Source organism: Vagococcus humatus, from assembly GCF_003950325.1.
GTDB lineage: Bacteria > Bacillota > Bacilli > Lactobacillales > Vagococcaceae > Vagococcus_C > Vagococcus_C humatus.
This window is the reverse complement of the sequence record NZ_PXZH01000001.1, coordinates 1,015,742-1,029,101: the sequence shown is the minus strand read 5'-3', so window position 1 is coordinate 1,029,101 and position 13,360 is coordinate 1,015,742. Positions and strand designations below refer to the sequence as shown.

Annotated in this window: 12 protein-coding genes; 11 read left to right on the top strand and 1 reads right to left on the bottom strand. The window is 34.7% G+C overall.

Going from position 1 to position 13,360, the window contains the following annotated elements; genetic code table 11:
• Positions 1 to 69: 69 nt before the first annotated feature.
• Positions 70 to 720: a MurR/RpiR family transcriptional regulator gene (locus C7P63_RS04935; protein ID WP_125943037.1), complete on the bottom strand. Its 651-nt coding sequence runs from the start codon at positions 718 to 720 to the stop codon at positions 70 to 72.
• A 270-nt stretch (positions 721 to 990) separates the two neighbouring features.
• On the opposite strand from C7P63_RS04935, the gene C7P63_RS04930 reads away from it, so the two are divergent.
• From C7P63_RS04930 to gnd, 11 genes are all read left to right on the top strand, one after another.
• Positions 991 to 2,646: a PTS transporter subunit EIIC gene (locus tag C7P63_RS04930; protein ID WP_125943036.1), complete on the top strand. Its 1,656-nt coding sequence runs from the start codon at positions 991 to 993 to the stop codon at positions 2,644 to 2,646.
• Positions 2,647 to 2,648: 2 nt separating this feature from the next.
• Positions 2,649 to 3,416 carry a Cof-type HAD-IIB family hydrolase gene (locus tag C7P63_RS04925; RefSeq protein WP_125943035.1) on the top strand — a complete coding sequence of 256 codons (768 nt, stop codon included), beginning with the start codon at positions 2,649 to 2,651 and terminating at the stop codon, positions 3,414 to 3,416.
• Between the two features lie 294 nt (positions 3,417 to 3,710).
• Positions 3,711 to 5,099 carry a glycoside hydrolase family 1 protein gene (locus C7P63_RS04920; RefSeq protein WP_125943034.1) on the top strand — a complete coding sequence of 463 codons (1,389 nt, stop codon included), beginning with the start codon at positions 3,711 to 3,713 and terminating at the stop codon, positions 5,097 to 5,099.
• A complete protein-coding gene (locus tag C7P63_RS04915) occupies positions 5,099 to 5,965 on the top strand; it encodes an ROK family protein (RefSeq protein WP_125943033.1) in 867 nt (288 codons plus the stop codon). The genes C7P63_RS04920 and C7P63_RS04915 overlap by 1 nt, the downstream gene beginning before the upstream one ends.
• 565 nt (positions 5,966 to 6,530) lie before the next feature.
• Entirely contained in the window at positions 6,531 to 7,292 is a 762-nt protein-coding gene (locus tag C7P63_RS04910; RefSeq protein ID WP_125943032.1) for a (Fe-S)-binding protein, read from the top strand.
• 15 nt (positions 7,293 to 7,307) lie between these two features.
• Complete coding sequence (locus tag C7P63_RS04905) at positions 7,308 to 8,777, top strand: LutB/LldF family L-lactate oxidation iron-sulfur protein (RefSeq protein ID WP_125943031.1); 1,470 nt, start codon at positions 7,308 to 7,310, stop codon at positions 8,775 to 8,777.
• Positions 8,777 to 9,508, top strand: a complete 732-nt coding sequence (locus C7P63_RS04900) for a LutC/YkgG family protein (protein ID WP_125943030.1) — start codon at positions 8,777 to 8,779, stop codon at positions 9,506 to 9,508. Before C7P63_RS04905 ends, C7P63_RS04900 begins: the two co-directional genes overlap by 1 nt.
• Before the next feature lie 26 nt (positions 9,509 to 9,534).
• Positions 9,535 to 11,061, top strand: a complete 1,527-nt coding sequence (locus C7P63_RS04895; protein WP_125943029.1) for an L-lactate permease — start codon at positions 9,535 to 9,537, stop codon at positions 11,059 to 11,061.
• An 85-nt stretch (positions 11,062 to 11,146) separates the two neighbouring features.
• Positions 11,147 to 11,458, top strand: coding sequence for a hypothetical protein (locus C7P63_RS04890; RefSeq protein WP_125943028.1), 312 nt, complete (start codon positions 11,147 to 11,149; stop codon positions 11,456 to 11,458).
• Positions 11,459 to 11,486: 28 nt separating this feature from the next.
• Positions 11,487 to 12,155: a FadR/GntR family transcriptional regulator gene (locus C7P63_RS04885; RefSeq protein WP_125943027.1), complete on the top strand. Its 669-nt coding sequence runs from the start codon at positions 11,487 to 11,489 to the stop codon at positions 12,153 to 12,155.
• Between the two features lie 111 nt (positions 12,156 to 12,266).
• A complete protein-coding gene (gnd, locus tag C7P63_RS04880; RefSeq protein ID WP_125943026.1) occupies positions 12,267 to 13,172 on the top strand; it encodes a phosphogluconate dehydrogenase (NAD(+)-dependent, decarboxylating) in 906 nt (301 codons plus the stop codon).
• The last annotated feature ends 188 nt before the right edge of the window (positions 13,173 to 13,360 follow it).

Below are 13,360 nucleotides of genomic sequence, written 5' to 3'. Positions count from 1 at the left end.
ACTTTTTCAGGATTAATCATCCCTTTTAACTGGTCTAATGCTTGAATTAACTCCTCTAAGGAACTGGTTTCAATGTAATCTTGATAAATCTTCTCTATTCGGTAAGCTAAAGAGGCTTCTATTAAAACCTAAGATTTTTGTGCCATTTTTTCTTGCTTTTAAAAGGCTATTATTAACATCTTTACTATAACCACCTAAAGAAAAGGCGATAATAACATCATTTTTAGTAGAAATATCAGGTATACGCTGAATACTATGCTGTTCAAAATAGTCATTTGACCAAATATCTACTAATTTTAATTTTCGATTAAAATCAGAAATAGCCATATAACTAGAACCGATTCCAACACAAAATACACGTCTTGCTTCAATGATTAATTGAGAAAAATAGTCAAAGTCTTGTTGATCTAAAATAGACATAGTTCGTTCAAATTCGACTGTTAGTTGTTCTTTCATTTGATCAAAAGAAGTTAATTGTTTAGTATTTTGACGGTTAGCTAGATCTTTGCTAAGACGTAAGTCATACCTTAAGTCGTTGTAAGTTTCATAACCTAATTTTTTACACGCACGAATAACAGTAGAAGAAGAGATGAAAATATCTTGTCTAATAGCTTTTAAAGTCAATGATTCTATATGTTCTTGTTTCATTAAATAGTCAATGACTTCTTGTTCAGCGTTGGATAATTTATCATAATTTTGTTTTAAATTTTCAAAAAACATGGCATCACTCCGTTAATTGTCTGCTTTAAACAGACATATTGTTATAATTTTACTCTTCACAAAAAATAAACAACTACATTTTAGCTTATTTTTGTTAAAAAATAAAGGTATTAGCTTGATAATATAAGGGATAAATCGATTTACTTAATCAGAGTAAAAAACTTCTTAAAAAGTAAAAAAAACCTCAATTCGAAAGTTTTGAGTAAAAAGCGGACAAAGGGAAAAAAGCAGTTATAATGTGAAATGAATTAAAACAAAGGAGAGAAAATAATGAAAGAGAAAAACAAATTTGTATCCGCTTTTGAGCAATTCGGACGATCTTTTTTGTTACCGGTATCAGTTTTACCTGGTGCAGGTATCATCAAGGGTATAGGGACTGCATTTAGTAATCCTAATACGGTTGACATGTTTCCATTTTTAAACAACCAAATCGTTCAATTTATTATGAAATTTTTTATAACTTTGGGAGATACAGCATTTAACAACCTTCCAATCATTTTCGCTGTTGGGGTGTCTGTTGGGTTAGCGAGAAGAGAAAAAGGTTCTGCTGCTTTATCTGGTTTATTAGGATTTATAGTTCTTCATTATGTTTTAAACTTTTTACTAGATCAAACTGGTAAGTTAGTCGATACAACTGGCATGGAAAAAGGCGCTGCAAAACTTGCTATGTCTAACGCTATGCAAACAAAAGTTTTAGGAATCCAAACAATGGATTTAAGTGTATTTGGTGGTATTATTGTTGGTATTACAGTTTATTTCGTACATAAGTGGGCAGTTAAACAACAATTGCCAACTTTAATTGGTTTCTTTAGTGGACCACGTTTTGTACCTATTGTAACTATTGTAGTTATGTCAGGTGTAGCTATTGTTTTATTCTTCGTTTGGCCAATTGTGCAAACAGGAATTAGTGCTTTATCCATCTTTATTTTGAAATCAGGGCCAATCGGTACTTTCCTTTACGGTGTGATTGAGCGAGCTTTATTACCATTTGGACTACATCACGGTTTAAACTGGCCAGTTCGTACAACTGAACTTGGTGGTGTTTGGACAATTGGTGGGGAACAAGTAGCTGGAACAATTAATGGTTATATCGCTTCTTTAGCTGATCCAACTATTAAAGCTATTGATCCATCTATTACCCGTTTCAACGGTGGTAAATTTGTTTACTTCATGTTTGGTTTATCTGGTGCTGCTTTTGCTATGTACCGAACAGCTGAACCTGAAAAACGTAAAATGGCTGGTTCATTATTATTTGCAGCAGCAGGAACAGCCTTCTTAACAGGTATTACTGAACCTATCGAGTTTACTTTCTTATTTGTTGCTCCAATGTTATATGCAGCTCATGCTATTTTAGCAGGGACAGCTTTATTCGTTATGCACATGTTAGGTGCTGGTGTAGCAACACCAACTGGACATGGTTTTATTAACTTAGTTATTTATGGTGTGCTTCAAGGACCTAAAACACGTTGGTGGTTAGTATTCTTAGTAGGTATTCCATTCTTCTTCTTATACTACTTTGTCTTCAAAGCAATGATTTTAAAATTCAATTTTAAAACACCAGGCCGTGAAGAAGGAGACGTTCACTTAGCAAGTAAAACAGAAGCTCGTGGTAAGTATGGTCTTAAAACACAATCTGTTGGTAAAGAAGAACCAGCTACAGCTTCTACAGGTAATCCTACTCATGATCAAGCCCTAGCATTAATTGCAGCTCATGGTGGTGGTGCTAATATTGAAGCAGTAGATGCTTGTATTACCCGATTAAGAATCAATGTAAAAGATAAAGAAAAAGTTAATTCAGAAACTATTACTAAAGATTTAGAAGCTATGGGATTTGCAGAAAACGGCATGCAAATGCAATCTATTTATGGATCTCATGCTAACGTTTTAAAAATGGAGATTCAAGAAATTCTTGGATTGGAGGAATAGTCATGCATAATTTGTTTGTAACAGATTTAGATGGAACCTTTGTCATGGATTCAGTCGCTGTTAGTCAACCAGATCTTTCTGCCTATGAACAATTGCAGCCCTTTGGTGATTTTGCTATTGCTACTGGTCGTTCTATTCGAGAAATTGATTATGTGATTGATCAAAATCAGTTAGATGTCTCTCATCGGATTGGTTTTAATGGAGCTTTAGTGCAAGACAAAGAAACTCTAATGTTCAAACAAACTATTCCAAAAGAAGATTTAGTGAGAGTGTTTGACTATTTAAAACGAGAAAGTTTAATTTTTGATGCACTAGATGGTGAAAAAAGAATTGGAAACTTTCAACATGAAAAACCTGCTAGTCTTTGGAATATGGAACTTATTTGTCAGGATAATCCGTTTCATTTGTTAGAGAATAAAGAGATTTACAAAGTCAACGTTCGACCTAACAAAACGGAATGTGATGCTTATTATCACCAAATAAAACAAGCTTTTCCTAACTTAGAAGTTTTTAAATCTGGTAGTTCTCGCATTGAAATTACTGCTAAAAATATTTCTAAAGCAAGTGGAATTGACTTGATTAAACCTGGATATGAGCGGATTATTGCTTTTGGAGATTCAGGTAATGATGTAGATATGTTTCAAACAGCTGACCTGTCTTATTGTATGTCACATGCCCCCAAAGAAGTGCAACAAAGATCTTCTCATGTGGTGAAAGATTTTGCAGCAGCTATTAAACATTTTGTTACACATTATGAATTAAGTCTTTAGTAAAAAGCCAAGTGTGCTAATTTAGTCACTTGGCTTTTTTGATTGAAGTTAATTATGCTACATCTATCTTTTATAAAGTTTTGTAATTAGTAGATAAACTAAAGAAAAAGCCTAAAAAAACTATAACCTGACTATAGGCGTGTCGTTTAAGAATCTGTATAATAAAATTAGATTGATAAATTATAAAAGTCTATGTTATTTATCTTTTTTTCGGTATGATAGATAGCATAGATCCCCCTATGAAATAAAATGATAGCGTTTTTTTGAAATAACAGGATAAAGGAGAAATTACTCATGAAACAATTTCCAACTAATTTTTTATGGGGAGCAGCTACGTCTGCCCCGCAATCTGAAGGTCATTCTACTCAAAATGGTAAAAGTCCAAGTACTTGGGATAAATGGTTCGAATTAGCCCCTGAAAAATTTAACGAAAATCAAGGGCCAGAAAATACGTCTAATATGTATGAGATGTACCGTGAAGATGTTCAGCGAATGAAAGACATTGGGATGAATTCATTTAGAACATCTATTTCTTGGACTAGATTACTTCCAGATGGAAAAACGGTGAATGAAGAAGCGGTTCGTTTTTACCGAGACTATTTTTCTGAATTAAAAAAACAAGATATTCAATTGGTAGCTAACCTTTTTCATTTTGATATGCCTTGGTGGTTAATGGAAAAAGGTGGTTGGGAAGTAAGAGAGTCAGTAGATGCCTTTGCTTATTATGCTAAAACTGCTTTTGAACTATTCGGAGATTTAGTTCCTATGTGGACAACCTTTAATGAGCCTATGGTGCATATTGAATGTGGTTATCTATATGGGTATCATTATCCAGCTATAGTAGATTTTAAAAAAGCTGTCCAAGTGGGTTATCATACGTTAATGGCCCATACTATGGCAGTCAAAGCATTTAAAGACGGTGGCTATCCAGGGAAAATGGGGATAATTTTAAATGTTTCCCCTTGTTATCCACGTAGTCAAGATAGTGAGGATGTCAAAGCAGGACACTTAGCTGATTTGTTGAACACCCGCAGTTTTTTAGACCCAGCAGTACTAGGAGAAATTCCTAATGAATTGATTGAATTAGTGAAAGATCATCACTTAACCCCTGTAACAGAAGAGCTCGATCAACAGTGGATTGCTCAAAATAAAGTAGATTTTATTGGGATGAATTATTATCAACCAAGACGAGTTCAAGCCCCTGAAAATCCACAATTCCCAGCTAGTATGCCATCTGATTTTTATGCTCCATACGATTGGCCTAATAAAAAAATGAATATTTACCGAGGATGGGAAATTTATCCAGAAGCTTTATATGACGTGGCGATGATGATGAAAGAAACCTATCATAATATACCTTGGTTTGTTTCTGAAAACGGTATGGGTGTAGCAGATGAAGAAAGATTTATGGACGAAACTGGGATGATTCAAGACGATTACCGAATTGAATTTATGCAAGATCATTTACTACAGTTACATAAAGGTATTGAAGCCGGAAGTAATTGTTTTGGGTATCATACATGGACATTTATTGATTGCTGGTCTTGGTTAAATGGTTACCGTAATCGTTATGGTTTTTACCGATTGGATTTAGCGAACCAATATGAACGTCAGTTGAAAAAAAGTGGTTTGTGGTTTAAAGAGTTAGCTTTGACCCAACAACTAAAAGAGGAGGAATTTTAGTGACATTAGCAGTATTTGATTTAGGAGGTTCTGCGGTAAAATATGGACTTTGGGATCAAGAGAAATTGCAACAAACCGGTTCTTTTCCTACCCCTAAAACTTACGAGGAATTAAAACAAGAATTAGCAGTCCGAGTAAATCAATTTAAAGAAACTAGTGAAGTAGTCGGAGTTGCTTTTAGTATGCCAGGAGTCGTTAATGTTCAAGAGTCTATTATTGAAGGAATTAGCGCTATTCCTTACATTCATGGGTTTGATATATTTAAAGATTTAGAAACTTTTTTTGATTTACCCATAACTATTGAAAATGATGCTAATTGTGCAGGTATTTGTGAAGTAGAAGTAGGAGCTGGTCAAGGAGTAGATCATTTAGCCTTTCTAGTACTTGGAACAGGAGTAGGCGGCTCTCTTTTTATTAACCGAGAATTATATAAAGGAGCTCACTTATTCAGTGGTGAGTTTGGTTTAATGAAATTAGAAGGAAATAAAATATTTAGTACACATGGTACTGCCGTTTCTTTAGGAAAACGTTACTCAAAGGAGAAACAAGTAGAGGTAAGTGGGGAACAAGTTTTTCTTCTAGCAGATCAAGGTGATTTATTAGCTCAAAAGTATGTAGATGAGTTATATCATGCGTTAGCTAAAGGACTTTATAATATTCAAGTTTCTCTAGATCCAAGTCGGATTATTTTAGGTGGAGGTATGTCTAAAAGAAAAGGTTTGGCTTTAGAGTTGACTAAGCGGGTCTTTACGTTATTAGAAAAAGAAGGGATCACAACAATTAAACCAGATATTCGAGCAGCAGAATTTTTTAATGATGCTAATTTAATAGGAGCTGCTTTAAATTTTAACAAAGTGATTCAATAAATGAAGGGATTTAGAGTATAAAACAAGTGAAACCTTGTTTTATACTCTTTTTTTTGTTTATAAAAAGGATATTATTTTTTTATTTACTAAGATTGGTTTATTATAAATATATAGCCAGTTTTTTATATAAAGATAAGGATAAATAAACATGTTTTTAAAAAATAAAAACTTGTTTTATGTCAGAATAAATTATTCGGTTATATCTTTATTAAAACTTTAGTTATATTTGAAAATATATTCACAATCTTTTTTATCTTAAATAATTTTAAATATAAAAATTGTTTTGTTTGAAATGGATAATTATAAAAATATAGAGAAAACACCTATCAATAAAGGAAAAAGCAAAAAATATTTTGAGAAAACGATTGCAACATGAATAGTTGATTGTTATAATAATTATTGTATTGTAAAAATTATAATTAGTGAAAAAGAAAAATGATAAACGAAGCCATTTTGATATATATTTATTTTAAAAACTGAGTTAGCAGTTATTCTTAATTATTATGTTGTTATATGCTCCGTTTATTAAGTGATTTCTTTAAAACATACAAGGAGGATTTTTGAGATGAAAGTAAGTATCTTTTCAACCTGTGTAGTGGATTTAATGTTTCCAGATGTAGGTAAAGCTATGGTAGAAGTGTTAGAACGGTGTGGATGTGAAACGGAATTTCCTGACAAACAGGTGTGTTGTGGTCAGCCTACTTACAATAGTGGGTATGTTGATGAGAGTATACCTGCTATTAGAAACCAAATTGATGCTTTTGAAGGAGCAGAAGTAGTAGTAGGTTCTGCTGGTTCATGTGTTGCCATGTTGCGTGAGTATCCTGAAATTATGAAAGATGATCCTATTTATTATCCTAAAGCAGTGGAATTAGCTAATAAGACTTATGAGTTCAGTCAGTTTTTATACCGCGTGTTAGGTCTAAAAAATGTAGGAGCTAGTCTAGACGCTAAAGCAACCTATCACCGCTCTTGTCACATGACTCGTCTATTAGACGAAAGGGAAGCTCCTTTTGTTATGCTGGATCATGTTAAAGGATTGGAAATGGTTCCCCTTCCTCACATTGAAAACTGTTGTGGGTTTGGTGGAACATTCTCTGTTAAAATGCCTGAAATTTCTGAGCAAATGGTAACAGAAAAAATGAATGATGTAGTAGATACCGGAGCTGAAATTTTGATTAGTGCAGACATGGGATGTTTGATGAATATCGGCGGAAAGTTAAACCGAGAAGGCAAAAAAATTAAGATTATGCACATTGCAGAAGTCTTAAACAATCAAGTAGACCTAGCTCGTATGGATACACCAAAGATTAACGTTAAAGGATAGGAGGAGAAAGTAACCATGGGATTAAAAACAAGTGAAAAGCCATTACTAGAGCGATTAAAAGACAGTGAAAAAGATGTATTTATGCAAAAAGCTGTGGCGAAAGCCCAAGATGCTCAATGGGAAAAAAGAGAAGGAGCTAGAGATGAATTAGGCAACTGGGAACAGTGGCGTGAGTTAGGCGAACAAATTCGTCAACATACTATCGCTTATTTACCTGATTACTTAGAACAATTTAGTGATAATGTAGCTAAGCAAGGTGGGAAAGTGTTCTTCGCACAAACTGCACAAGAAGCACAAGATTATGTCAAACGCCTTATCATCGAAAAACAAATTAAAAAAGTTGTTAAGTCCAAGTCAATGGTGACAACAGAGGTAGATATTGATCCAATGTTGTTAGACCTTGAGGGTGTTAACGTAATGGAGACAGACTTAGCGGAATTTATTTTACAAATGGATGATTGGGATGAACCTTCTCATATCGTTTTTCCAAGTATTCATAAAAATAGAGAGCAAATTCGTCAAGTATTTGAGAAAAAATTAGGCTACAAAGGAGATAATGAACCAGTTAACTTAGCTCGTTGTGCGAGAGAGGTTATGAGAAAATTCTTCTTAGAAGCAGATATGGGGATCACTGGTTGTAACTTTGCCGTAGCAGATAGTGGCATTATTAATTTAGATACTAACGAGGGAAATGCGGACTTAACCATCAGTGTTCCTAAAACACAAGTCGTTTTAATGGGAATGGAAAGAATTGTTCCTACCATGAAGGAAGCAGAAGTTTTAGATAACTTATTAGCTAGAAGTGCTGTGGGACAAACGTTGACAACTTATGTAACCTTTGCTGGTAAAAAAGCTGAAGACGAGTCAGATGGACCAGAAGATTTTCATGTAGTTATTTTAGATAATGGTCGTTCCAATGCTTTAGGTACAGCCTTTCAATCAGTTTTACAATGTATTCGCTGTGGGTCATGTTTAAATGTATGTCCTGTTTATCGTCATATTGGTGGACATGGATATGGATCAATTTATCCAGGACCAATTGGAGCAGTGCTATCTCCAGTGTTAGGTGGCTATAAACAATTTGGTGAATTACCTTATGCTTCAAGTTTATGCGGTGCCTGCACAGAAACTTGTCCTGTTAAAATACCTCTTCATGAGCTATTGATTGAACATAGACGAGTTATGACAAATGAACTTGGCATGCAGCATGGCTTTGATGACTTCCAAATGAAAGTGATTGGAAAAGGAACCTCTACTCCTTGGATGTTTAAATCTGCCATGACATTCGCTCATGCTGGATCAGCTCCACTAAGCAAGAAGAAAAATATTTCAGTAGAAAATATGTATGATTACGGTGGCTATATTGACAAAGGTCCAGGTATGGTCAAAGGTTGGACAGATGTTAGAGATTTACCACGACCACCAAAAGGCTCTGAAAACTTTAGAAGTTGGTATAAAAATCGTCAAAAAGCAGGTGATAAATAATGACTGAACTTATTCAAAATAGAGAAGATTTCTTGAAAAATTTAACAGAAAAATTAGGAATTGAGCGCCAACCAGTTGAATCACATCCTTTTGAGCCAATGAATCAATTACCTCACGAAACATTAAGTGGTAAAACCCAAGATGAATTATTACAAGTAGCCAAAGAGCGAGTTAAAAAAATTCATACAAATATTGTTGAAACAAAACAAGCAGATTTAGAAGGAATTATCAATGAATTAATTGGCAAATGGGGTAACGGTAAAGTGTTACTACCAACTGATAATAGATTTAAAGAAGTTGGACTTAATCAGTTTGATGCCAATGACTATGCTAATCATTCTGTTGATTTTGATCGTGCTTTTTGGCAAAAAGGTGCTGATTACAGAGAAGAGAACATTCAAACAGCTAGTGAAGCTAACGTTGCGGTAGCATTTGCGGAGTTTTTATTAGCTGAATCTGGTTCGATTGTGGTTGAAACCCATGCAGGCCAAGGCCGTTCTTTACACTTTTTACCTACTCACTATATTTCCATTGTGCCTAAAAGTAAAATAGTGCCTCGTTCCACTCAAGCTGCCGATTTCTATCATGAAAAACGAGCAAAAGGTGAAACATTAGGATCAGCTATCCACTTTATATCAGGGCCGTCTAACTCTGGAGATATTGAGATGCAATTAGTTGTTGGTTTGCATGGACCAATTGAAGTGGTATATGTTGTAGTAGAAGATTTATAAAACAAAAGGTATTGGAGGAATGAAAGATGGATGTAGCACAGACTCTTTTAGCAATCATTCCTATTGTATGGCTAATCTTGTCGCTAGGCGTTTTTAAAATGCGTGGCGACTTAGCCTGCTTGATTGGTTTAGGAATTACGATTGTGTTAAGTATTGTTGGTTTTAGTTTCCCAGTTATGCATAGTATTACTGCAGCATTAGAAGGAATTACCATGGCTATTTGGCCAATTGTATACGTTATTATTGCAGCGGTCTTTATTTACAACGTAAGTAAAGAATCTGGTGGTATGGACACCATTATGAAGATGTTGACATCAATTTCTAGTGACTTACGTATCTTAGTGTTACTACTTGCTTGGGGCTTAGGTGGCTTTTTAGAGGCTGTAGCAGGTTTTGGAACAGCTGTAGCGATTCCAGCAAGCATTTTAGCTGTACTAGGTATGTCACCAGTTAAAGCAGCTGTTATTTGTTTAATTGCTAATACCACTCCAACAGCTTTCGGAGCGATTGGGTTACCAGTTGCCACACTTTCTCAAGTGACTGGTTTAGAAGTAAAACAATTGTCTTATACCGTATCTATTCAATTATTTATTTTAATTATTTTGATTCCTTTCATTTTAGTAGCATTAACGGAAGACAAAGGCTTTAAATCTATTAAAGGTGTTTTTGGCATCACTTTAGTATCTGGTTTGGCGTTTGCTATTCCACAAGTGTTTATCTCTAAATATTTAGGTGCAGAACTACCTTCGATTGTAGGATCAATTGTTTGTATTTTCTTAACAGTATTGATTGCTAAAAAAATGTCTTCTGAGGAAGAAAAAGCATCTGCTGAAAAAGTTAGTACATCAGATGGCATTAAAGCGTGGATTCCTTTTATCTTAGTCTTTATCTTTATTATCTTTAGTTCTTCTTTATTCCCAGTAATTAATCAAGCGCTTTCTAGCATTCGAACAGAATTTCCGATTTACATCGGTGAAGGTGCTAAACCTTATAGCATTGTTTGGTTAACTTCGCCAGGGACACTTATTTTGTTAGCAACGTTTATTGGTGGAAGAGTTCAAGGATTAACTTTTGGCCAAATCCTAGGTATACTAGGTAAAACAGTCAAACAAATGGGTAAAACCATGATTACAGTGGGATCGATTGTAGGGCTATCAAAAGTTATGGGATATAGCGGAATGATTGATATCATTGCAGTTAGTTTAGTAACGATGACTGGTTCGTTCTATCCGTTTATCGCCCCAATTATTGGAGCTTTAGGTACCTTTATAACGGGGAGTGATACTTCTGCTAACGTGTTGTTTGGTGAACTGCAAGTACAAGCAGCTCATAGCTTGAAAGTAGATCCTTTCTGGTTAGCAGCAGCGAATATGGCAGGAGCTACTGCAGGTAAAATGATTTCTCCGCAAAGTATTGCGGTAGCAACTGGGGCAACTGGCCTAGTTGGAGAAGAAGGAAACATTTTGAAACAAGCCATGAAGTATTGTGCTATCTATACATTGATTATTTGTATGGTAGTCTTTGCATTAGGTAAAGCTTTAGGTAAAATTTAATCGTTGAAAAAGTCTAAAAGATTATAGATTTTTTAGACTTTTTTTCATGTTATACTAAAGAAGGTAAAACGTGAGGAGGAAATGAATGTTAACAGAATGGTTAGAAAATTTAGAAGAAACAAGACCAGATATGTTTATCAATGCAAGGTGTGGGGTGATTCAACCTTTACAATTGGTGGTAGTACTTGAAACAGATAAAGGCCCGTTAACTATGATTTGTCATATTCCAGACACCGTGATTGAATTTGTTTTACTTCAAGAAAAAGAGAGAACCATATTTAAAACAGACTACCAAGGAAATTTACAACCTATTGATTCATTTTTATCAGAAAATAATTACAGTCAGGTTCAAGTAAAACAATTTTATAAAACTATTTCTGATTTTAAATATGATTAAACTAGAGTATAAGTAGGTGAAATGAATAATGGCAAAAAGACCTTCACTTTCTGAGTCAGTAGCAAAAGAAATCGAAGAACTAATAAAAACAGAACAATATCAACCAGAGGACCAACTTCCAAGTGAATTCGAATTAGCAGAGTCATTAGAGGTTGGTCGTGGGACAATTCGTGAAGCTATTAAGTTGTTAGCAGCACGCAATGTGGTGGAAATTAAACGAGGAAAAGGGACGTTTGTGACAGAAACACCAGGTTTAACAGAGGACCCTTTAGGACTGGCTTATATATCAGATAAGCACCAGTTAAGTAAAGATTTAATGGAAGTTCGTTTAATGATTGAGCCAAAAGTGGCAGAATTAGCCGCTCAGCGAGCAACTTCTGAAGACATTCAACGTTTGACCCAATTAAGTCAAGAAATTGAAACATTAATCAAAGCAGATGAAGATCATACGCAAAAAGATATAGAATTTCATGAAGCCATTGCTAAGGCTAGTGGGAATTTAGTTGTGCCACTATTATTACCAGTTATTCAGTCAGGTGTCTCCTTGTTTGTTAATTTAACCGATCGTAGTTTGAAAACAGAAACGATTGAAACCCACCGAGGTATTTTAGAGGGAATTAAAAATCATGATCCAGTTTTAGCTAGAAATCAGATGTTGCAACATTTGCAATATAATAAAGAAAAATTACATATTTAATGAAAGAGAAAGTGAAAACTTTCTCTTTTTTAGGTTGACTTTCCAAAAATCTATGTCTATCATGATACATGGAAATCGTATGACGTCAGTTGTCTTTAAGGAGGACATAACATGCAAATAGGATTAGTTGGTTTAGGAAAAATGGGATTAAGCTTAGCTAAAAATTTAGTCGATCATGGTCATCAAGTAGTGGCTTATGATTTAAAACAACCAAAACTTGAAGGAGAGTATCAAGCTAATATTAAGTTGACTCAGTCAGTTGAGGCAATGGTAGAAGCACTACCTGAATTAAAAATTGTTTGGTCTATGGTGCCGTGTGGTGAGCCAACCGATCAAATTATCGAAAAAATGCAAGCATTATTACCAGCTGGCTCTATTTTGATTGACGGAGGAAATTCTAATTATAAAGAATCTGTTGCACGAGGGGGACGTTTAGCTAGTCAAGGCATTCACTTTTTTGATGTAGGAACTTCGGGTGGAGTAGAAGGGGCTCGGCAAGGAGCTTGTTTTATGATTGGTGGAGATGCTACTGTTTTCCAACAAATTGAACCTTTATTCCAAGATATGGCAGTAGAAAAAGGTTACCTGTATGCAGGACCAGTAGGTAGCGGTCATTATTTAAAAATGGTACATAATGGGATTGAATACGGCATGATGCAAGCTATTGCAGAAGGCTTTGATGTGTTAGAGCATGGACCTTTTGATTATGATTATGAACAAGTGGCTCGGGTTTGGAATAATGGGTCAGTTATTCGGTCATGGTTAATGGAGTTAACGGAATCAGCCTTTTCAAAAGATGAACATTTGGATGAAATTCAAGGAAAAATGTTTTCATCAGGAGAAGGAAAATGGACAGTAGAAGAGTCTTTAGCTACTCAAGTCCCTACGCCCGTTATCACAATGGCACTGATGATGCGTTACCGCTCGATGTATCCAGATACTTTTAGTGGAAAGGTGGTAGCAGCTTTACGCAATGAATTTGGTGGGCACGCTGTAGCTAAAAGTGACAAAAATTAAATAAAATAAACAAAACGTCTAAATTCATAATGGATTTAGACGTTTTTTGTTAGGAAAACCTGTTTAAACAAGAGGGATATAATTAGCTATTTCCGATAGGTTTCATGTAAAATAGAAATAAGAGTCTAGTTATTTTCTCTCAGACTTTAGACTGATGTAGAAATAATCAGACTGACTTATACTGTTAA